Origin of the sequence: Nostoc sp. PCC 7107 (assembly GCF_000316625.1) — a bacterium.
Taxonomy (GTDB): domain Bacteria; phylum Cyanobacteriota; class Cyanobacteriia; order Cyanobacteriales; family Nostocaceae; genus Nostoc_B.
On the sequence record NC_019676.1, the window covers coordinates 3,356,510 to 3,377,166 of the forward strand.

At 39.6% G+C, this 20,657-nt stretch carries 20 protein-coding genes; 13 read left to right on the forward strand and 7 right to left on the reverse strand.

Going from position 1 to position 20,657, the window contains the following annotated elements; all coding sequences use genetic code 11:
* Nucleotides 1-115: 115 nt before the first annotated feature.
* The 5 genes from aroA to NOS7107_RS14315 all read left to right on the forward strand — a co-directional run bounded on the left by aroA (nucleotide 116) and on the right by NOS7107_RS14315 (nucleotide 5,343).
* Entirely contained in the window at nucleotides 116-1,396 is a 1,281-nt protein-coding gene (gene aroA / locus NOS7107_RS14295; protein ID WP_015113688.1) for a 3-phosphoshikimate 1-carboxyvinyltransferase, read from the forward strand.
* A 65-nt stretch (nucleotides 1,397-1,461) separates the two neighbouring features.
* On the forward strand, nucleotides 1,462-1,908 hold the full coding sequence (locus NOS7107_RS14300; protein WP_015113689.1) for a DUF3598 family protein: 447 nt from the start codon (nucleotides 1,462-1,464) through the stop codon (nucleotides 1,906-1,908).
* A 228-nt stretch (nucleotides 1,909-2,136) separates the two neighbouring features.
* Nucleotides 2,137-3,528: a histidine--tRNA ligase gene (gene hisS, locus NOS7107_RS14305; protein WP_015113690.1), complete on the forward strand. Its 1,392-nt coding sequence runs from the start codon at nucleotides 2,137-2,139 to the stop codon at nucleotides 3,526-3,528.
* Between the two features lie 21 nt (nucleotides 3,529-3,549).
* Complete coding sequence (locus NOS7107_RS14310; protein ID WP_015113691.1) at nucleotides 3,550-4,365, forward strand: alpha/beta fold hydrolase; 816 nt, start codon at nucleotides 3,550-3,552, stop codon at nucleotides 4,363-4,365.
* A gap of 60 nt (nucleotides 4,366-4,425) precedes the next feature.
* A complete protein-coding gene (locus NOS7107_RS14315; protein ID WP_015113692.1) occupies nucleotides 4,426-5,343 on the forward strand; it encodes a DUF4437 domain-containing protein in 918 nt (305 codons plus the stop codon).
* Nucleotides 5,344-5,378: 35 nt separating this feature from the next.
* Here the strand turns inward: NOS7107_RS14315 and NOS7107_RS14320 are convergent, their stop codons facing one another.
* Nucleotides 5,379-6,848 carry an amidohydrolase family protein gene (locus tag NOS7107_RS14320; protein WP_015113693.1) on the reverse strand — a complete coding sequence of 490 codons (1,470 nt, stop codon included), beginning with the start codon at nucleotides 6,846-6,848 and terminating at the stop codon, nucleotides 5,379-5,381.
* A gap of 136 nt (nucleotides 6,849-6,984) precedes the next feature.
* On the opposite strand from NOS7107_RS14320, the gene NOS7107_RS14325 reads away from it, so the two are divergent.
* Nucleotides 6,985-7,779, forward strand: coding sequence for an aspartyl/asparaginyl beta-hydroxylase domain-containing protein (locus NOS7107_RS14325; protein ID WP_015113694.1), 795 nt, complete (start codon nucleotides 6,985-6,987; stop codon nucleotides 7,777-7,779).
* A 34-nt stretch (nucleotides 7,780-7,813) separates the two neighbouring features.
* On the opposite strand, the gene NOS7107_RS14330 is transcribed toward NOS7107_RS14325, so the two are convergent.
* Nucleotides 7,814-8,650, reverse strand: a complete 837-nt coding sequence (locus tag NOS7107_RS14330; RefSeq protein WP_015113695.1) for an SDR family NAD(P)-dependent oxidoreductase — start codon at nucleotides 8,648-8,650, stop codon at nucleotides 7,814-7,816.
* 401 nt (nucleotides 8,651-9,051) lie between these two features.
* Between NOS7107_RS14330 and NOS7107_RS14335 the strand changes: the two genes are divergently transcribed.
* Nucleotides 9,052-9,450, forward strand: a complete 399-nt coding sequence (locus NOS7107_RS14335; protein ID WP_015113696.1) for a nuclear transport factor 2 family protein — start codon at nucleotides 9,052-9,054, stop codon at nucleotides 9,448-9,450.
* 13 nt (nucleotides 9,451-9,463) lie between these two features.
* Here the strand turns inward: NOS7107_RS14335 and NOS7107_RS14340 are convergent, their stop codons facing one another.
* The gene (locus tag NOS7107_RS14340) at nucleotides 9,464-9,940 is read right to left on the reverse strand and encodes a hypothetical protein (RefSeq protein ID WP_015113697.1); all 477 of its coding nucleotides are present in this window, start codon (nucleotides 9,938-9,940) and stop codon (nucleotides 9,464-9,466) included.
* A 213-nt stretch (nucleotides 9,941-10,153) separates the two neighbouring features.
* On the opposite strand from NOS7107_RS14340, the gene NOS7107_RS14345 reads away from it, so the two are divergent.
* Nucleotides 10,154-11,176 (forward strand): 1-acyl-sn-glycerol-3-phosphate acyltransferase, encoded by a 1,023-nt coding sequence (locus NOS7107_RS14345; protein ID WP_015113698.1) that lies wholly within the window; start codon nucleotides 10,154-10,156, stop codon nucleotides 11,174-11,176.
* Nucleotides 11,177-11,226: 50 nt separating this feature from the next.
* Here the strand turns inward: NOS7107_RS14345 and rppA are convergent, their stop codons facing one another.
* Nucleotides 11,227-11,925, reverse strand: a complete 699-nt coding sequence (gene rppA / locus NOS7107_RS14350) for a two-component system response regulator RppA (protein WP_015113699.1) — start codon at nucleotides 11,923-11,925, stop codon at nucleotides 11,227-11,229.
* A gap of 76 nt (nucleotides 11,926-12,001) precedes the next feature.
* On the opposite strand from rppA, the gene hisG reads away from it, so the two are divergent.
* From hisG to NOS7107_RS14370, 4 genes are all read left to right on the forward strand, one after another.
* Nucleotides 12,002-12,646, forward strand: a complete 645-nt coding sequence (gene hisG / locus NOS7107_RS14355; RefSeq protein ID WP_015113700.1) for an ATP phosphoribosyltransferase — start codon at nucleotides 12,002-12,004, stop codon at nucleotides 12,644-12,646.
* A gap of 259 nt (nucleotides 12,647-12,905) precedes the next feature.
* Nucleotides 12,906-15,215 carry a GAF domain-containing protein gene (locus NOS7107_RS14360; RefSeq protein WP_015113701.1) on the forward strand — a complete coding sequence of 770 codons (2,310 nt, stop codon included), beginning with the start codon at nucleotides 12,906-12,908 and terminating at the stop codon, nucleotides 15,213-15,215.
* Nucleotides 15,216-15,232: 17 nt separating this feature from the next.
* The gene (locus tag NOS7107_RS14365; protein ID WP_015113702.1) at nucleotides 15,233-15,658 is read left to right on the forward strand and encodes a response regulator; all 426 of its coding nucleotides are present in this window, start codon (nucleotides 15,233-15,235) and stop codon (nucleotides 15,656-15,658) included.
* 5 nt (nucleotides 15,659-15,663) lie between these two features.
* Nucleotides 15,664-17,931, forward strand: a complete 2,268-nt coding sequence (locus tag NOS7107_RS14370; RefSeq protein WP_015113703.1) for a response regulator — start codon at nucleotides 15,664-15,666, stop codon at nucleotides 17,929-17,931.
* Between the two features lie 3 nt (nucleotides 17,932-17,934).
* Here NOS7107_RS14370 and NOS7107_RS14375 read toward each other — a convergent pair whose 3' ends face one another.
* The 3 genes from NOS7107_RS14375 to NOS7107_RS14385 form a co-directional block, all read right to left on the reverse strand.
* Nucleotides 17,935-18,246: a helix-turn-helix transcriptional regulator gene (locus NOS7107_RS14375; protein ID WP_015113704.1), complete on the reverse strand. Its 312-nt coding sequence runs from the start codon at nucleotides 18,244-18,246 to the stop codon at nucleotides 17,935-17,937.
* Nucleotides 18,233-18,631: a type II toxin-antitoxin system RelE/ParE family toxin gene (locus NOS7107_RS14380; protein ID WP_015113705.1), complete on the reverse strand. Its 399-nt coding sequence runs from the start codon at nucleotides 18,629-18,631 to the stop codon at nucleotides 18,233-18,235. The genes NOS7107_RS14375 and NOS7107_RS14380 overlap by 14 nt, the downstream gene beginning before the upstream one ends.
* Before the next feature lie 87 nt (nucleotides 18,632-18,718).
* On the reverse strand, nucleotides 18,719-19,723 hold the full coding sequence (locus NOS7107_RS14385; protein WP_044500805.1) for an aspartate carbamoyltransferase catalytic subunit: 1,005 nt from the start codon (nucleotides 19,721-19,723) through the stop codon (nucleotides 18,719-18,721).
* Nucleotides 19,724-20,044: 321 nt separating this feature from the next.
* On the opposite strand from NOS7107_RS14385, the gene NOS7107_RS14390 reads away from it, so the two are divergent.
* A complete protein-coding gene (locus NOS7107_RS14390) occupies nucleotides 20,045-20,572 on the forward strand; it encodes a YdcF family protein (RefSeq protein WP_015113707.1) in 528 nt (175 codons plus the stop codon).
* The last annotated feature ends 85 nt before the right edge of the window (nucleotides 20,573-20,657 follow it).

A 20,657-nucleotide genomic window follows, 5' to 3' on the forward strand; every position in this document is an offset into this window, starting at 1 on the left:
TTATTGAATTTGGGCTATCGTTTATTAAACGCAGTCGAAGTAAACTCCCCATATTTCTTAATCCCCCGAACTCACGTAATATTTAAGGTGTAGCTGACCATCTAAGAGGTATAACGTGGATACCATTGCTATCCCTACTCTCAATCGCCCAGTGGATGCCACGGTAGAGATTCCTGGTTCTAAAAGTATTACCAATCGGGCATTACTTATTGCTGCTTTGGCGCAAGGCGACACAATTTTAGAAAATGCCTTGTTTAGCGAAGACAGTGAATATTTTGCCAAATGTGTCGAAAATTTGGGCATTCCCATCACTTTAAATCCTGAACTAGCCCAGATGCAGGTGTCAGGCAAAGGCGGTGAAATTCCCGCAACCCAGGCGGATTTATTTGTGGGTTTAGCAGGTACAGCCGCACGGTTTATCTCAGCTTTGGTGGTACTCGGTAAGGGTGAATATCGCTTAGATGGCGTACCCAGAATGCGGGAAAGACCAATGGGCGATATGTTGACAGTGTTCCAAGCAGGCGGAACCACCGTTAACTTTGAGGGTAACGCTGGTTATATGCCCTACACTATCTACAGTCAGCAATTTACTGGTGGACATATTCGCATCAAAGCCAATCAAACTAGTCAGCAACTTTCAGCTTTGTTGATGATTGCGCCTTATGCTCAAAAAGACACAATTATTGAGATTGAAGGCACATTAGTTTCCCAATCTTACGTAAAAATGACTTGTCGCCTCATGGCAGATTTTGGCGTAGAGGTGAATCAAATCGGTGACAATCAATTTCACATCAAAGCGGGACAGCGTTATCAGCCGCGACATTACACCATAGAACCAGATGCGTCAAATGCGTCGTACTTTTTTGCCGCCGCTGCTGTCACTGGTGGACGAGTGCGGGTGAAGTATTTAACCAAGCAATCATATCAAGGTGATATTCTCTGGCTGAATGTTTTAGAACAGATGGGTTGTCAAGTACGTGAAGCTGATGACTATATTGAAGTGACGGGGCCAGAACAGTTACAGGGTATCGATATTGACATGAATGATATATCTGACCTGGTACAAACATTAGGTGCGATCGCTCCTTTTGCCAGTTCACCTGTTACCATTCGTAATGTCGAACATATCCGCTATAAAGAAACGGAACGTATTCGCGCCGTTGTCACAGAATTACGTCGCTTAGGAGTCAAAGTTGAAGAATTCACTGATGGGTTAAGGATTGAACCCAGTCCCATCACACCAGCCGCCATTGAAACTTATCACGATCATCGCATGGCAATGGCATTTGCTGTCACCGGCTTGAAAGTTCCCGGAATTGTCATTAAAGACCCAGGTTGTACAGCCAAAACCTTTCCTGATTACTTCACTCGATTCTTTAAAATGATAGAACAATAGCTGGCTAATATTCAGTTCCTATCTTAATCTTAACGATAAAGCCGACTACTTATAGGAGTTGCATCATGTCTAACATACGTGAAGAAATGCCTGTACTGGCACGTCATGAAGGCGATTGGGTAGGAACTTATACACTCGTAGATACAGAAGGCAAAATTTTAGATAAACATGAATCGCATTTAAGCTGTCAGTTCCCCGATGATAGTCCTTATTCTTATTACCAAATCAATCGCTATAAGTGGGTTGACGGTAAACAAGAAGAACATAAATTTCCCGGAACATATCGTGATAAAACTCTCTACTTTGATACAGAACGCATCGAAGGCAAAGCTTGGGAAATAGATGATTCCACTGTGATTTTGTGGTTTTCTTATAAGACGGTTCCAGTAGCATACTTATATGAAATGATTCAAATCAGTCCCGATAATAATCATCGCGCCCGCACATGGCATTGGTTTAAAAATCATCAAATTTACCAACGTACTCTCATTCAAGAAAAAAGAGTTAGATAGTCATCTAAAAATTCAAAAATCGCGCCAAGCGACTGAAGTCGTGGCTAAACATACAAAACCCACCTACGTGGGTTCATAACCCTTAATTTTTCCTTAGTCCGCGTAGGCGGACTAAGTTTTTATAGCCGCGAATTCTATTCGTCGGAGCTAGGTGCAAGATATATGTTAACGCACTACTTTATGACATAATAGATAGTTCAATATATATAAATTATATAACTTACGGATATGGCCAAGACTGACAAAATTAACTTTTCTACTCCTAGCGGTTTCCCGGAATTTTTACCTAGTGAAAAACGCTTAGAATTATATTTGCTAGATACTATCCGAAGAGTTTACGAAAGTTACGGATTTACCCCTATTGAAACACCCGCAGTTGAAAGGTTAGAAGTATTACAAGCCAAAGGTAATCAAGGCGACAATATTATTTATGGTATTGACCCTATTCTGCCACCAAATCGCCAGGCAGAAAGAGATAAAGCAGGCGAAACAGGTTCAGAAGCACGCGCTTTAAAATTTGACCAAACTGTTCCTTTAGCAGCGTATATTGCTCGTCACTTAAATGAATTAAATTTTCCCTTTGCTCGTTATCAAATGGATGTAGTGTTTCGGGGAGAACGAGCAAAAGATGGGCGTTTCCGGCAATTTCGGCAGTGTGATATTGATGTAATTGCACGGCGAGAACTCAGCTTATTATATGACGCGCAAATGCCAGCCATTATCACTGAAATATTTGAGGCAATTAACATCGGTGACTTTTTAATTCGCATCAACAACCGCAAAGTTTTGACAGGTTTCTTTCAGTCACTGGGTATTGTCGAAACTCAAATTAAAACTTGTATTAGTATTATTGATAACTTAGAAAAAATTGGTGAAACCAAAGTTAAACAAGAATTAGAAAAAGAAGAGATTTCGCCAGAACAGACAGAAAAAATTATTGAATTTATTAACATCAATGGCAGTACTGATGAAATATTAGATAAACTCAAACACCTGTCACAAAACTTACCAGACGCAGAACAATTTAGTTTAGGTGTGACTGAATTAGAAACAGTAATTACCGGGGTGCGTAACTTAGGAGTTGCCGATAAACGGTTTTGTATTGATTTAGCGATCGCCCGTGGTTTAAATTACTATACAGGCACAGTCTACGAAACTACCCTCATCGGCCATGAAGCTTTAGGCAGTATTTGTTCTGGCGGCAGATATGAAGAACTAGTTGGGATGTTCATCGGTGAGAAAATGCCGGGTGTAGGCATTTCTATTGGCTTAACTCGCTTAATTAGCAGATTACTCAAAGCAGGCATTTTAAATACTCTACCTGCAACGCCAGCGCAAGTAGTAGTAGTAAATATGCAGGAAGATTTGATGCCGACTTATTTAAAAGTCTCCCAACAGTTGCGTCAAGCCGGAATTAATGTAATTACAAACTTTGAAAAACGCCCATTAGGTAAACAATTCCAAGCCGCAGATAAACAAGGAATTAGATTTTGTGTAATTATTGGTGCTGATGAAGCCGCTGCCCAGAAATCATCACTCAAAGATTTACAATCAGGCGAACAAATAAAAGTAGCATTAGCAGATTTAGCGGGGGAAGTTAAACTCAGACTTGTTGTATAAATAATCAATAGATAGGGTACTATGAATCAACCAATCAAGCGAGCTTTTTTAGACACTGAGGACGGACAAATCCTCTATTGTATTGCTGGCGAAGGAGAACCTTTGCTCTTGCTACATCAAAATTTTAGAAGTAGTGATGAATTCCGCGAGTTAATACCAATCTTTGCTCAGAAGAGATTAGTAATTGCTATGGATTTATTAGGGTTAGGAGATTCCGATAAGCCGCCAAGAATGTATTCAATTGAAGATTACGCAAGAACTGTTGTTTTACTGTTAGACGAATTAGGAATAAAAACCGCAAGTATTCTTGGAAATCATACAGGAGCTTTTATAGCAGCAGAAGTAGCAGCAGCTTATTCTGAGCGTGTTAAAACAATTATATTATGCAATATAGATAATTTTAGTGAAGACGGGAAAGCCGCTTTATCAGAGAAATTTGCAAATCTTAAGATAAAATCTGATGGTTCTCATCTGATTGAAAGATGGTTAGCTAGAGTAAATTATATAGGTTCTGCTGAGTTAAATCACCGTTGGGTTTTAGATGATTTAAAATGTTTTGCTTATCCTTGGTATGCACCTTTGGCTGTTATCGACTACAGCCAACGAATGGAAGCAAGATTTCGTTTAATTAAGTCTCCAACTTTAATATTGTCTGGTACAGAGGACGTAAAACAATTAGAAAGACTAGGTTTTGCTAACGCAGATAATAGAGAGTTTATTTTAACAGCAATTTCTCATGCCAAGATGATTGATATTGAAGGGGGAACTATATGTATGATGAATCAGATGCCTGAAGAAATATCAAACGTGGTAATTGAATTTTTAGATGAGAACTAAGTTGATGTAAATAAAATTTACTGCATAGTTAAATACATATAAACAGGGTAGTTTACTGTCATGGATGAAGACAAGAAAAGTATTAATCTTGTAAAAAACGATAAAATTAATGATTTTTTAAATGTAGAGTGTGTCAAAGAAGACTGGGGTGGAGATGGTAGAGGACGCTTGAACTTATCGGGAAGGCGAACTGCTATATCAAAAGAGTACTTACCTCGTAAGTACCAATTTTTTAATACAAATGCTCTGCCAGAAGAACAAGGATGGCGAATCAGTGGAATGCCAGACAACTTACTACCAGGAAAACGAAGATTATTAACATGGCATGACTGTGGTGCATCCACTTCAAGAGTAGTGCTACCCCCTCAATTTGAAGCACCACCAGGTATATTTACAGCTGACTTGGAAATTTTTATTCTTGCTGGTGACATTCAAATTGGTGAATGGCGATTAGATAAACATTCTTATTGCTTTATTCCCGCAGGTGTGCAAGTAGAGTCTTGGAAAGTTTTAGGTGAAGAGGAAGTAGAAATACTTTGGATGGAAAATGGCCCTGTTCCACTCAAATACCAATATGCAGAAACCAGTCATCCAGATGCCAGAATTAGTGAATTTATTCCTGCATTGGATAGTAAATTATTACCGTGGAGTCAAACACAGACAGTTCAGTTTGAAGTCGCTAAAAAGAAGTTTTTAAGGAAACATAACAATGGGGGTGGAACTTGGCTCCTTGCTATTTTGCCACATTATGACAGTCACTATGGAATGATTCAATCATATAACGAAGAGGCATTCGCTTTAGCTGGATACTGTAATATAGGCAATTACCAATTTGCCAAGGATCACTTGGGCTATTGTCCCAGCTATAATAATATTCCTAGACATATAACTGTTGATGGATATTTTGGGTTTGTTAGAGTTGACAGAGATGTGTCCCAACTTGGAACAATATTTTCGTCTGCACATATTCATGAATAAAGATTTGAAGTAACAAGATTTCTGTGATTTGCACCCTAACGTCTTTTCAAATAACACCCACTAGGTTCACCTAAAACTTGTCCATTGTTATAAATTAAATTTCCTCTTAAAAACGTACTTTTCACCCGTCCTGTTAACTCCATTCCCTCAAAAGGTGTGTAACCTTGCTGTGACTCTGACTCAGCCGCACGCACCACAAAGCTTTCATTAGGGTCTACTAACACCAAATCAGCATCAAAGCCAACTGCAATATCTCCTTTTGCTAACAACCCAAAGCGCCGCGATGGGTTCCAAGATAGTAACTTAGCCATCTGGTTATAAGACATTCCCCGCTTGCTACCTTCACTCAATACACCCGAAAGTAAATATTCTGTACCGCCAAACCCAGACTTTGCTAACCAAATATTATTCGGGTCTTTTGTACTGCGTTTTTGTTCAGCAGAACAGCAAGCATGATCACTCACTATCCAATCTATTTGATGATTGAGTACCGCTTGCCATAAATATTCCACATCAGCGCGGGGACGAATTGGCGGGTTGACTTTTGCCCAAGTACCATTAGGGGTATCAACATCTAATAATAAATGTCCTACAGTCACTTCTCGCCGAAAATTGATATGTGGAAAAGCAGTTTGCATCGTCAACGCTGCTTCCATTGCTTTGCGCGAACTTAAATGCAACAAATTGATATTTGCACAGTTAGTTTCATTTGCCAAATAAGATGCAATGCAAATGGCTAACCCTTCTGAATGCGGTGGACGCGCTGCACTGTAAGCTTTTAGTCCACTCAAGCTAGAATCATTTTCTACTATTTTGGTATAAGCATTGAGAATTTCGGCAACTTCACAATGCAAACTCAAACTAATAGAATCTCGCGCTGCTGGATATTGTTTCATCAAGCGAGTTATCCCGCGCATGATAAATTCAAAATGAGCAAAGTCATAGCGTTCTTCTTTATTAATCATCAAAAACAAATTTTGCTGGTCTGATAAACCATGCAAACCATAGCCACCATAAAACATGAAAATTTTAAACGAAGATACGCCATGTTCTTCAAACAATAGAGGTATTTCGTCGATATGTTGACTAGCTATTGGTGCAACGTGATAGCTATAATCAACAAAAAAATTCCCTGCGGATAACGCCAATACTTCGGGAAAAAAATCGCGGTAGGAACCACCTTTATTTAGATAATATTGTCCTGTACGAATGTAATTGAGAGTTGTAGTTACTCCCCCCATTGCGGCGGCTTTACTTTCCGTCACTGCATCTTTATCGAGGGGTTGATAAATCCCGATGTGCGTATGAGCATCCACTACCCCAGGAAAGCCTAGTAAGTTTTTGGCATCAAATACTTCTAAGGCTTGGTTTACGCTAATATGAGGAGCAATTTCCGCAAATTTACCGTTTTTAATGCCTATATCGAGTAGCTCGACAACATCAGCATGAGGACGAACAACTCGCACATTTTTGATAATTTTATCTAGTAAAGGAGGTTCAGACACAGTAGACCCCACACTAAAATGAGTATGTAAGCTTAAGTTCTGGTTAAACCAGGAATTTCAACATAGTACCGGAACCTCAGCTAAAACCCATTATTATGTAACAGTTTTTTATTCAATCATCTTGAGGATAGAAACAATGGAAACTTTTAATGAGTATCATCTTGACCCAAAACAATTTCCTTTTCTCAAAGGTCTTCAAGATGAATGGGAAGTAATTAGAGATGAGTTTACTAGCTTTATTCAGCAAGTATCGCCTGAAGAGTTAAAATTTGCTTACGATGTTTTAGGCCCTAAAAGTAAAACTATTAAAACTAAAGGTGATTCAAAATATAGTGCATTTGGCATTTTATTCCAAGGGTTATTTATTGAAGAATATATTCAATTACATCAAATACAATATTCAGATTATGGAACAGATGAAGCCTCAGCAAAAGCACTTGCCCTAAGAAAGAAATATTTTACAAATCTAGCTGGTGCTATAGATAAAGTAAACTTTGGCAATGAAGATATTCTCAGAAATGTTTATTTCGGCACATTTCATCCTGGCTTAGATATTAAGCTCCATGTCAACTATAACCCACACACAAATCGCGGATATTTAGGATTAATTGTGCCAGAGGGTGATATTGCTATGAAAATTTGCCATGAACAACTTTATTGGCACGAAGGAAAATTCCTAATTTTAGATCACAGCTATCCACACTGTCCCCACAATTATACTAGTTACGATAGAACTGTTTTGGTTGTAGACTTTTTTAAACCAGAGAAACCTAGAGAGGAAGTAATAGGATTTGAACAAGAGCAAGTAACAGAACGTATGCAAGATAATCCTTACAGCTTAGGTGTGTTTGGTAAAAGTGATAAAGCTAACCAGGAAGATTTTATCAAGTATGGTTTGGCTCATCAATTAGAATGGGACAAAGCATTATAATTTTTATCTACACAATGTATTACTAAATATAAGTTTAAGCTAGGTGAAATCCACCATCTACTGGCAAAGCTACCCCAGTAATAAATGCAGCTTTAGGAGAGCATAAAAAAGCTACTACTCCACCTATTTCTTCGGGAAAAGCCCAACGCTGCATAGGTGTACTTTCAATCCTTTGTTTTACAGCTTCACTATCTATTCCACCACTATTTACTGTGGCAAAGTTCCAGGCTTCGGTCTTAAAATAACCGGGAATAACGACATTTACTGTAATTCGCCGTGGGCCAAGTGTTTTGGCATAGTATCTGGCTAAAAATTCCACAACTGCTTTAGCTTGGCCTGGCATAACATAGTTCAATTTGGGAGTTTGATTAGTATTACACCCAGGAGAAGATATTGCTACTATATAGCCATTTCCATCTTCCATGTAATTGATAGCTTTTTCTACACATCTAATAAAGCATTTAGGATAAACACTCTGATAGTAATCGTACTTTTCAAAATTAGTCCATTTGCCAGTTCCTAATAGTTGAGTGTGATCATTAGCTGCTGCAATAGCTTGATGAGATTCATGGGATGTTGTTAGCCCAACATACAAGCCTGCATTATGAATAAATGCTGTGAGTTTACCTTGAAAATTATCTTCAACACATTTAAAGATTTTTTCAATAGTCGATGCTTCTGCTACATCGCCTTTAATCAGATAAACTTTTTTTCCATAGGTCGATTCTAGATTACTCTTGGCAATCAATGCTGCCTCTTCATTGGAATTAAAGCCAAGGATAAGGTTATAGCCATCTTTAGCTAACTGCTGTGATATTCCCCAACCAATACCACGAGTACCACCTGTAACTATTGCTAATTTTGATATCATTTTTGCCTACTCAATAGTAACTTTAATTAATAAAAAACGTTACTGAAAAAATTAACATTTGATTCTGGTGTAATCAAATGTTAATTTGTTAATCATCAATTAAGAGATATTCATTCAAGAGAAAAGTGAATATCGTAATAATTTTTTGTAATTAACATTCAGTATGAAGCTAAAAGCGTACAGTGATATGATATCCAAAAAACTGACCTAAGAACGAATACAGGCACGCTCAAACTTAGTTTTTAATTTCTGTGCGGCGAAGGCTAAAACTACTGCTAATCAAGCAGTTGCGACAGCCCAAGAGAAGCCCAAGAGTTATCTGTAAGTATAACTAAAGCCGCGATCGCTCCCCCAATTAATATTTGTCTGACTAAGTTAGTTAATAAATCTAATCGAGAATGATGACACAAGACTCTGCAAATACTTTAAAAGTTGCCCAGCAAGCATTTGAGCATTTTACATCTGGTTTAGCTACGGGAGACTGGCAAGCATTTCTCGATATGCTGACAGAAGACTTCACCTTTTGGTTTCCAATGGGAAAGTTTCACGGGTTAAATGAGGGGAAAAAACGCGCGCAAGAGTTTTTGCAATATGTTTCGGAATCTTTTGGTTCGGGAATTACGTTAACGTCTCTAGACCGTGTTACTAGTAATGAGACAACGGTTGTCTTTGAGTTTCGTGATGAAGGGCTGTTATTAGGACAACCTTATAAAAATCGTGTTGCAGTTTCTTTTGATGTGTGCGACGATAAAATTTGTGGCTATCGAGAATATTTTGGTAGCGATGGTAAGTCTTATTAGTTAATGGTAACTGTTAATTGAGTTCTTTTAACTCTTTGCATTTAGCTTCTGCGGCTTGATAAGCAACTAAATATTCTTTACCACCCAACATCACATCACCATAGTATTCATAAGGTGTTGTGCCGTAAATTGGGAGGGGGTCATCTTCGGGATAATCTTCTTTTGATTCTTCGATGATAGCTTTTAGTTGTTTGGCGGTTAAAGTTTGTGCTGAGAAATACCAAAGTTCTTGGTTATTTTTGCGGATGTGGGGTAAGTTAGGATCAATGATGCGCGTGATAGAGTCTTCCCCAGAGGTATCTTTTAACTCAATCCAACCGTGTTCCACAGGGCGATAGGGTTTACCAGCATAAACTAAAAAACCTTGAACATAAATTGCTCCCTGTGTGGATAATACTGCTTTATAAGCATTATCAAAAATTTTATCTTTTTTACTTTTGATGCGTTTAGCAATTTCCAGCGAAAGGGTTTCATCCAATGCTTTATTCATTTACAGCGGAAATTTAAGTGCGTACTCATACTATTCTACCATTGACATACTCTTGATTTAGTGGACTTATGTATGGGGCGATCGCTCTTATCTATCAAGAAACACTACTCATAAAAAAATCTTACTAAATGTAAATAATTTTACATCTACAGCAGGATGTCTATACTAAATCTCAAAACTTAAGATATATACTGTCTAATCCACATAACCGTTGTGATTCATCAACATTCTGACAGTATCATCAACCAGTCGCTAGCAACAGCCTCAAACAAAGGTTATCAATTTAGCTGGTTTGATTGGTTTTGCCTTTGGTATCCGCCAGGATGGTTAGTTTTGTTTAACCGTCACTGGCAACATTATCACAACGATCCCGATGGTTGGAACTGGTGGGAATATATATTATTTTTGCTACCTTGTGGGTTTTATTTAGCCCTGTTGATGCGATGGTTGCGCTTAGGTTGTCGTTCACCAAGAAAAGAAGTCGGTGAATTTAATCCCAACTATCAACAAGCTTTTCGCCAAGAAATTTTAGCCCCCATCGTTAAATATTATTTTCGGGGAGAACTGCAACAAATTAATAACTTACCGTCAACAGGGCCGATGATTGTCGCTATGAATCATGCAGGGATGTGTTTTCCTTGGGATTTCCTGACTTTGGGTTATTTATTAAGTGAAACACGCCAATGGGTAGTGCAACCATTGGCCAGCGTATCGTTATTTGAACATCCTTGGATAATTTGGTGGCTACCTTCGCAATGGTCGCAGGTTTTAGGTGGAGTGCGGGCAGAGATTGGTGATTTTGAGACGGCGATCGCTCAAGGTAAAATTTTACTATATGCAGCTGAAGGTATCCGCGGGCCGGGTAAAGGTTGGCACAAACGCTATCAATTGCAAAAATTTGATATCAGCTTTATACAATTGAGCGATCGCTATCATATCCCGATTTTGCCAGTACTTTGCATCGGTAGCGAGTTTTTACATCCTTGGGCTATTAATAGTAAAAAATTACAACGCATAATTAAATTACCATTCTTACCCATATCTCCGTTAATGCTGATTTTGCTTTTGTTTCCCTCAATGGGAATTTGGGCGATGAAAACTCGCTTACAATATTTTATCCAGCCTTTAGAACAGCAGATCAATTCGAGTAAAGACCGTGCAATTACTTATCAACAGGCGCAAAATTTTCGAGAGAAACTGCAAACTCAACTCCATCAGATTTTAGTTCAACGCTGAGTAACGCTGAGGTAAACGCAAAGGAAAAGGAGAGTTTTTATGAGTTGGAATCATATAGTTTCTACAAAAGCAGTGCCGAAGCGATAACCTTTTCCGTAAACTGTGTGAATTAAAGTCGTTTCTTTCCCTACTTCAATTTTTCGGCGCAATAGGCGAATTAATGCAGCTATGACATTACTACTTGGTTGTTCTTCATTCTGCCAGAGATGTTCCATTATTTGGGCATGAGTTAGCAACTGTCCTGTATGTTCCATGAAGTATTGCAGCAGTTGGCTTTCTTTTTGTGATAGTTCAATAATGCGTCCTTGACGATAAGCGACTTGGTTATCACAATCAAGTTCTAAATCAGCAACAACTAGCCTCCCGGAAGTAGTTTCATAGGTTTGCAAACCACTACGCCGCAATAAAGCCCTAACTCGTGCTAATAATTCCCGTAATTCAAAGGGTTTGACTAAATAATCATCTGCACCAGCGTCTAAACCTTGCACGCGATCGTCTAAAGTATCTTTAGCAGTGAGAAACAGCACAGGGGTATTTTTGCCTTGTCGCCGCACTTCTTGGCAAATCTCCAATCCGGTTTTTCCTGGTAACATCCAATCTAAAATTAGTAAGTCATAATTACTGGCTGTTGCCAATTGACCACCATTTGTCCCATTGTATGCCGCATCTACGGTGTAACCTTCACGAGTTAACACGCGACTTAAGGGGTCAGTTAATTCTGCTTCGTCGTCAACTAATAAAATTCTCATGCTGCTTATGGTAAGCAATCGAGATATTCTCAATAATAAATGAAATGCCAACACACTAAGGATATCAAGAAAAAGAATGTTGACTGTTGCACTACCGAAAGGGGAACTACTGAAAAATAGCATCCGCCTATTACAATCTGTGGGATTAGATTTTAGTGCTTTTTTAGATTCTGGAAATCGCCAACTTCAGATTCTTGATGCTAGTGGACAAGCTAAGGGTTTGTTGGTACGCGCCCAGGATGTACCTGTCTATGTAGAATATGGTCAGGCACAGTTGGGTATTGTTGGTTATGATGTGTTGCGAGAGAAACAGCCACAAGTTGCACATTTAGTTGATTTGCAGTTTGGCTATTGTCGCATGTCGGTGGCAATTAAAGCATCAAGTCCTTACAAATCACCTTTAGATTTCCCGCCACATTGTCGAATTGCTTCTAAGTATGTGAATTGTGCTAGGGAATATTTTCAAAGTCTAGATTTACCTGTAGAAATAGTCCCCTTGTCCGGTTCGGTGGAACTTGGCCCAATTACAGGAATGTCAGAAGCAATTGTCGATTTGGTATCTACTGGGCGGACTCTGCGGGAAAATGGTTTAATCGAGCTTGAAACTTTGTATCACAGTACAGCGCGGTTGATTGGACATCCTTTAAGTTATCGAATTAATACAGGTAATTTGTGTGAATTGAGCGCTAAATTGCGAGAAGTGGCTTTAGTGGGGGTATAGGGGTATAGGGCGTAGGGTTTTTCTTCGCTACTTCCTATTGCCCATTTTCTACTCTCTCATCTATTTTGTTTACACTAGAACTATCCCCAATCTTAAAGTATCGGGCGATCGCTTTCCTTTTTACAACCCAAAAATCTCACCAACTCCTCTGAAAAGTCAGAGTTAGTTAAATTTTTCAGTAAAGTAAAAGAATATTAATTAAAAATCACATCTTTCCCGACTTTTAATCAAACCTTTTTTGAGTTTTTCCCAAAAATTAATGCAAGCTGAATCTTATAATCACGAACAGGCGAGGCTAGAAGCTTTGCGCCGATATCATATTTTAGATACTGAACCAGAGCAACCGTACAACAATCTTGCCCAATTAGCAGCTTTTATTTGTGGTACTTCTATCGCTTTGGTAAATTTCATTGATGAAGACCGTCAATGGTTTAAAGCCAAACTTGGTATAGATGTGCCAGAAATGCCTCGGAATGTGGGATTATCTTATCTTTGCTTAGAACGCCAGGATATAGTAGTTGTCAAGGATACATTAGAAAACGAAGAATATGCTGTCAATCCCGCAGTAACCGGCTATCCATACATCCGGTTTTATGCAGGTGTACCTTTGATTTCTCCAGAGGGACAGATATTAGGAACTCTTTGTGCAATTGACCCAGCACCACGGGAACTAAACCAACAACAAATAGAGGCGCTGTTGGCTTTAGGTCGTCAGGTAATTAGTCAGTTAGAACTGAGGCGGAATTTAGCCGAAAGGCAGCAAACTGAGGCGTTTTTACGGGAAAGTGACCAACGGCTGAAGTTAGCTTTGCAGGCGGCTAAACTAGGTTCTTGGCAACTTAACCTCAAAACATGGGAATTATCAGCTTCTAGTCAGTGCTATGTCAACTTTGGTCTGCCTTCAGAAACTGAGTTCACCTATAATACGCTATTGGAATGTATTCATCCTGACGATCGCACTGATATGCAGGAGTGTGTCAGACAAGCAATCAAAAATCACAGCGATTATGAAGCAGAATATCGCTGTATTTGGACTGATAACACTATTCATTGGATATTAGCGCGGGGTACTGTCATCTACGATAGTGAGAATCAGCCAATGCGGATGACTGGTGTCACCTTAGATGTGACTGACCGCAAGCAAGCAGAAGAAGAACTCAAACGGCAGAATTTGCGATCGCAGTTATTCGCTGAAATTACTCTAAAAATTCGAGAATCGTTACAATTAGAAGAAATTCTGCAAACGACAGTTCAAGAAGTTCAAAAATTGCTGCACGCTGACCGAGTATTGATTTTTCAGCTTTGGCCTGATGGTTCAGGCACAGTATTAAAAGAAGCCGTTTTACCGGGTTGGCCTGTGGTTTTAGGAAAAAACATTCTTGACCCTTGTGTTCAAGCAGACTACGTAGAAAAGTATCGTCAAGGACGCATCAGTGCAATTTTCGATATTGAAAAAGCTGATATCCAAGACTGTCATCGAGAATTTCTCCAACAGTTTGGTGTCAAGGCGAACCTCGTAGTCCCAATTCTAATTCGAGATGGGATTTGGGGCTTATTGATTGCTCATCAATGCGCTCACCCCCGCCACTGGACAAACTTTGAAACCCAATTATTACTCCAGTTAGCTAATCAAATTGGTATAGCTTTATCCCAAGCGCAACTTTTAGAACAAGAAACCCGCCATGTTCAAGAGTTAGCACGTTCCAATTCCGAGTTAGAACAGTTTGCTTATGTAGCTTCCCATGATTTGCAAGAACCTTTGCGGATGGTGACGAGTTATTTACAACTACTAGAGAGGAAATACAGCAACCAACTAGACTCTACTGCGGATCAGTTTATCAACTATGCCGTAGATGGAGCGCGGCGGATGCAAAACCTAATTAACGATTTGTTAAATTATTCACGGGTGACAACTCGCGGACAACCATTTGTGCAAGTTGATTGTGCAGAAATTTTACAGCAGGCGATCGCTAACCTAAAATTTGCTATAGAAGATAGTGGCGCAGAAATTACATATAATCATCTACCAGTCATCACAGCCGATCCGATACAATTAACACAAGTCTTGCAAAACCTCATCGGTAACGCCATCAAATTCCGCAGAGAAATACCACCACAGATTCATATTGAGGCTGTCAGAGCAGATGAAGTAGGAGAGCAAGCAAGCAAGAGAGAATATACTACTCAACACTCAAAACTCAGCACTCAAAACTCAGCACGGGCTAAACGCCCCGCTACCGCTCTAAGCGCAGCCATGCCCGCAGGGCTTTACAGCACTCAGCACGGGCTGAACGCCCCGCTACCGCTAACAGCACTCAGCACTCAAAATGAATGGCTATTCTGTGTAAAAGATAATGGAATTGGCTTAGAACCACAGTACACTGAACGGATTTTTGTTATTTTTCAGCGTTTGCATGGTAGAAGTAAGTATCCAGGTACTGGTATTGGTTTAGCAATTTGTAAGAAAATCATAGAACGCCACGGCGGACGTATCTGGGTTGAGTCAGAACCGGGTCAAGGCTCGAACTTCTACTTCACAATTCCAGATCAAGCAGGTCAACAATCGTGAATAATAAACCAATAATTATGCCAATTGAGGTTTTGTTAGTCGAAGATAATCCTGGCGATGCTGAACTTACGCGCATTGCTCTACAAGATAGCAAAATCTCAATTAACCTAAATATTGTAGAAGATGGCGTAGAGGCAATGGCATTTTTACGTAAACAGGACAGCTATACCAGAAAACCCCATCCTGATATTGTCTTGTTGGATTTAAACTTACCCAGAAAAGATGGACGGGAGGTACTCGCAGAAATGAAATCTGACGACCATCTCAAACGAATTCCCGTCGTTGTGCTGACCACTTCTCAGTCAGAAGAAGATATACTTAAAGCTTATAACTTAGCTGCCAATTGCTATATCACCAAGCCAGTAGATTTTGATCAATTCGTTAAAATTGTACAATCCATCGAAAATTTTTGGTTTGCGATCGTAAAACTGCCGCCGGAGTAAGGGATATGGCAGGAGAATTAATAAAAGTCTTATTAGTGGAAGATAACCCTGGGGATGTTTTTCTCTTACAAGAGTTATTAAGAGAAATTAATACGGTGAAGGTAGAGTTGTGTCCCGTTGAGCAATTGTCAGAAGCACTCAAGTTGTTAGTATACGATAGTTTTGATTTGATGTTGCTAGACCTGTCTCTACCTGACAGTCAAGGTATTGATACATTTGTTAATGCTGCTCGCCAAGCAAAAGCTACGCCAATTATTGTGCTAACAGGTTTAGATGACGAAACCCTAGCATTACGCGCTATGCAAGAAGGAGCGCAAGATTATTTAGTCAAAGGAAAAGTAACTGGTGACTTGTTAGTGCGCTCTATGCGCTACGCTATTGAGCGTCAACGTATCGAGGATGCCCTACGTCAAAGCGAGGAAAGATTTCGCGTAGCCCTGAAAAATTCACCGATTTTTGTGTTCAATCAAGATAAAGAGTTACGTTACACCTGGGTTTATAACTCTATTTCTGGGTGGACAACACAAGATATGTTGGGCAAACATGACTCAGAACTGCTCCCAGATGAAGATGCTCAAAATTTGACCACTATTAAAAAAGATGTGCTGACTACAGGTATAGGTACCAGAGCAGAAGTAGCGTTAACTACTCCTCAAGGCATTCGTTATTATGATTTGACTGTTGAGCCATTGCGGAATGAATCGCAAGATATTGTGGGGATAACTTGCGCTAGTATCGATATCAGCGAAAACAAACAAGCTGAGGCAAAAATCCGCGAACAAGCCGCATTATTAGACATTACCACCGATGCTATTTGTGTACGCGATTTAGAAAATAAAATTCTGTTTTGGAACAAAGGTGCGGAAAATCTTTATGGTTGGCAAGCATCAGAGGCTTGGGGTAAAAATGTCAGCGAGTTATTGTTTGATGAATCTTGTCCAGAATTTGAAGCAGCTTGGTTAAACGTTATCAGTAAAGGTAAGTGGCAAGGTGAATTAACAAAACGCACTAAAACAGGTAAGGAAGTATTAGTTGCTAGTCGCTGGAGTTTAGTACGTGATTCCCACGGAAAACCCCAATCAATTCTAACTGTTGATACAGATATTACTGAGAAACAACACTTAGAAGCGCAGTTATTTCGCGCCCAACGGATGGAAAGCATTGGGACTTTAGCCAGTGGTATCGCCCACGACCTCAACAATATCCTTACGCCGATTTTAGCGGGAGCGCAACTATTACCACTGAAATTCCCTGATGCTGATGAGCGAACGCAACATTTGTTAGAAATTTTAGAAATTAATGCCAAACGAGGCGCAGATTTAGTTAAGCAGGTACTATCATTTGCGCGGGGTGTAGAAGGTCAACGCATCAATTTGCAACCCAGACACTTAATTGTAGAAGTCGCCAAGATTTTAAAAGAGACTATACCAAAATCTATTGAGGTTTGTCTGGACTTATCACCTCACTTGTGGACGGTATCTGGAGATAGTACCCAACTCCATCAAGTGCTGATGAATCTCTGCGTCAACGCCCGTGATGCCATGCCTGATGGTGGTACTTTAACTATTACGGCTGAAAATTTATTAATTGATGAAAATTATGCCCGAATGAATTTAGATGCCAAAGTCGGCCCCTATACAGTGATTAGTGTCTGCGATACTGGGATTGGTATTCCCGAAGAAATTTTAGATAGAATTTTTGAGCCATTTTTCACTACTAAAGCAGTAGGACAAGGTACAGGTTTAGGACTTTCCACGGTTTTGGGAATTGTGAAAAGTCATGGTGGCTTTGTAAGTGTAGAAAGTCAAGTAGCAAATGGTACTTGTTTTAGGGTTTATTTACCAGCGGTTGGTGAACAGGAAACCTTTTGCCAAGAAGAAATGACACTGCAAGTAGGTCATGGAGAATTAATTTTGATAGTGGATGATGAACCCTCAATTCAGGAGATTACGAGAACATCTCTAGAAACTCATGACTACAAAACTTTAATTGCTGGTGATGGCATTGAGGCGATCGCTCAATATGCCAAAAATGCCGATAAAATTAACGTTGTCCTCATGGATATTATGTTGCCCTCATTAGATGGGGTAACTGCAATCCGTACTTTACAAAAAATAAACCCCCAAGTCAAAGTTATTGCCACCAGCGGATTCATGCCTAAAGATAAATTGGCAGAAATTATGAAAATTGGGGTCAAGAAATTCTTATCTAAACCCTATACTGTGAATGAATTATTGCTGAGTTTGCAAGAGATTCTCAACGAAGATGTTTGATGGTCAAGCACTTTGCTCATGTTCTATTGGCGCAAGCTGAATCACTACCCGTTGCTTAAGGACATGAGCAATTTTTTGCAGCATTGAAAGAGAATGTCCTTCGTAATCAGCATCTTCCAATCTGGCAATTACAGGCTGTTTGGTACCAACAAGTTCCGCTAGTTGCTTCTGTGTTAATCCTGCATTTGTTCTGGCTTCATAAATCAGCTGTGCAACTTCTGCATTAAGTGAGGCTTCCTCTACTAATGCTTGAAGTTCAAAATCACTGTTGGTTATTTTGTCAATAATTTTGATTGCATCGCTAGTCTTGTCCATCTCTTTGTTCTTTTACGTAGGTGTGAACTTCTGGGTTTTTTTCAAATACAAGCTTGCGTGCGATCGCTCGTTCGATATCAATTGGCGGTACAGATGTGTCTTCTTTTATGATTGCATGTGCCAGAATTGCCACATTTTGACCATGAAAAAAGTAAAGAATGCGGTACTGAACATGAATATGCTTTGCCCGAAGCTCATATATACCATCGCGCAAGTAATCAACAGCTGGACGACGAAGTTCGTATCCTGATGCTCCAAGTTGTTTGATTCGAGCAACACAGTTTGCATAACCTTTGCGGTCTTCCTGCAAAAGTCTTGTCAACCAATCCAGCACAGGAACTTCCCCTTCCTCTTCTTGGTAGAAAACAACACGGGTTTCAGGCACAACTTACATTTATATTATATCAATATTGTTATATTAATGTACGGGAAACAAAACAAACAAACTAAACAAAGTTTCCTAAAATCAAAATTAAGTCTTCCCACTACCAATCAAATACAACAACGCCATCCTTACAGCTACACCACTGGTAACTTGTGACTGAATCAAGCTAAATTCTGGGTCATCCATTAAATCAGAGCTAATTTCTACCCCGCGATTTACAGGGCCAGGGTGTAAGACTTTCACATTGGGTTTACACAGTTGCAATTTTTGTCGGTTAATGCCAAATAACTGATGATATTCTCGCAAACTGGGGAGTAAATGGGCTGTCATCCGTTCTTTTTGCAAGCGCAGAGTCATAACAAAATCAGCATCTTGCAAGGCTGGTTCTAATTGCCAGTGTACAAATAATTGCCCATTCAGTGTGTCTGTTTTCTCACTATATGTATACTCAGCAAATAATTTGGGTAAAAGCGTCGGTGGTGCAGCAAGATGCACTTGTGCGCCACTGGCAATTAAACTCCAAATATTCGATCGCGCTACACGAGAATGTAAAATATCCCCTACGATCGCAATTTTTTTCCCTGCCAACATTTCGATATTGGGGCGATCGCGGTCAATTAAAGTACAAATGGTAAATAAATCAAGCAATGCTTGAGAAGGATGTTCATGTTGTCCATCACCAGCATTCAACACACTAACTCGCACACCCAAACGATCCATTTCTTGGGCGATCGCATTTGGTACACCTGCTTCTTTATGGCGGATGACCATAATATCAGTACCCATCGCTAAATAAGTCTTGGCTGTATCGAGAATTGTCTCGCCCTTGGTCATTGAAGATGTCGAAGCTGCAAAATTTAAGGTATCTGCACTTAAACGTTTCGCCGCCAGTTCAAAACTACTGCGAGTGCGGGTAGAAGGTTCAAAAAATAAATTCGCTACCACCTGTCCTTGCAAGGTTGGTACTTTCTTTGTTCGTCGTGATAGCACTTCTTGAAAGCTGGCAGCAGTTTGTAAAACAGTATTGTATTCAGCAGTAGTAAAATCAGCTAGGGAAATTACGTGATGACGATTCCAGGTGGTAGTAGGCATAAACTGTGCGTTGCGGTGTAAAGATGCGTAGACGCGTAGCGGCTTGTCCGTAGACATCGCTTCTCTACCAATATTTACTTTAAGTATGCAGAGGTAATGATAGCACTTGATTTAAACATAAAGACCAATATCGCATTGCACTAAGTTGAGCAGAAACCGCGCATTAGGCTCTTGGTTGGTGATATTTGAGTAGAAATAGGATTAATCGATGTTGAATTATAGGGCTGCAAATTGCAATTAGTATAAGACAAAACCTCTCAAAATTAATCAGACAGACCAGGCGTTATGAAATTGCCAATATACCGACTGAGAAGAAAATTGATGTGGTTACTAGTGGGTTTGATTCTCGCTTTACTACTGACTATTCCTGTCAGACTAGCAATTGCTTACTACCAAACTCCTCAACCCCAAGCTATCTTAACCCTCGGTGGTGGCGCAAACAGACAAGAGTTTACTGCCCTATTTGCAAAATTTTACCCAGGTATCAAAATTTGGGTTTCTTCTGGTCTTCCTCCCCGCGAAGCACGAGCAATTTTTCAGGCTGAGGGTATCACTGATGATCGATTTCACCTTGACTATCGTGCTAAAGATACAGTCACTAACTTTACAACTTTAGTAGAAGTTTTCCAGCAACAGCGCATACAACATATATTCCTGATTACTTCTAAATTCCATTTGCCCAGAGCAAGGGCGATCGCTACTTTAGTTCTTGGTAGTCGAGGTATTGCTTTTACTCCTGTCTCAGTACCATCTGAAGCAAGTGAATTAGAACCTATTGACATCATTATCCGTGATATTGTGCGTTCACTTTTCTGGATAATTACAGGTTATACAGGAGTCGAATTTTAACCTTTTTTACTTATCGACTATGAGATCAGACAAAAAAATAAGGGACGTTTTTCATAACGTCCCTATAATTCAATCACTAAATATT

Excerpts from the sequence above, each read along its gene's own strand:
- NOS7107_RS14300 (WP_015113689.1), top strand. The coding sequence starts at position 1,462 with ATGTCTAACATACGTGAAGAAATGCCTGTACTGGCACGTCATGAAGGC.
- hisS (WP_015113690.1), top strand. The coding sequence starts at position 2,137 with ATGGCCAAGACTGACAAAATTAACTTTTCTACTCCTAGCGGTTTCCCG.
- NOS7107_RS14310 (WP_015113691.1), top strand. The coding sequence starts at position 3,550 with ATGAATCAACCAATCAAGCGAGCTTTTTTAGACACTGAGGACGGACAA.
- NOS7107_RS14315 (WP_015113692.1), top strand. The coding sequence starts at position 4,426 with ATGGATGAAGACAAGAAAAGTATTAATCTTGTAAAAAACGATAAAATT.
- NOS7107_RS14325 (WP_015113694.1), top strand. The coding sequence starts at position 6,985 with ATGGAAACTTTTAATGAGTATCATCTTGACCCAAAACAATTTCCTTTT.
- NOS7107_RS14330 (WP_015113695.1), bottom strand. The coding sequence starts at position 8,650 with ATGATATCAAAATTAGCAATAGTTACAGGTGGTACTCGTGGTATTGGT.
- NOS7107_RS14335 (WP_015113696.1), top strand. The coding sequence starts at position 9,052 with ATGACACAAGACTCTGCAAATACTTTAAAAGTTGCCCAGCAAGCATTT.
- NOS7107_RS14340 (WP_015113697.1), bottom strand. The coding sequence starts at position 9,940 with ATGAATAAAGCATTGGATGAAACCCTTTCGCTGGAAATTGCTAAACGC.
- rppA (WP_015113699.1), bottom strand. The coding sequence starts at position 11,925 with ATGAGAATTTTATTAGTTGACGACGAAGCAGAATTAACTGACCCCTTA.
- hisG (WP_015113700.1), top strand. The coding sequence starts at position 12,002 with ATGTTGACTGTTGCACTACCGAAAGGGGAACTACTGAAAAATAGCATC.
- NOS7107_RS14360 (WP_015113701.1), top strand. The coding sequence starts at position 12,906 with ATGCAAGCTGAATCTTATAATCACGAACAGGCGAGGCTAGAAGCTTTG.
- NOS7107_RS14365 (WP_015113702.1), top strand. The coding sequence starts at position 15,233 with ATGCCAATTGAGGTTTTGTTAGTCGAAGATAATCCTGGCGATGCTGAA.
- NOS7107_RS14370 (WP_015113703.1), top strand. The coding sequence starts at position 15,664 with ATGGCAGGAGAATTAATAAAAGTCTTATTAGTGGAAGATAACCCTGGG.
- NOS7107_RS14375 (WP_015113704.1), bottom strand. The coding sequence starts at position 18,246 with ATGGACAAGACTAGCGATGCAATCAAAATTATTGACAAAATAACCAAC.
- NOS7107_RS14385 (WP_044500805.1), bottom strand. The coding sequence starts at position 19,723 with ATGCCTACTACCACCTGGAATCGTCATCACGTAATTTCCCTAGCTGAT.
- NOS7107_RS14390 (WP_015113707.1), top strand. The coding sequence starts at position 20,045 with ATGTGGTTACTAGTGGGTTTGATTCTCGCTTTACTACTGACTATTCCT.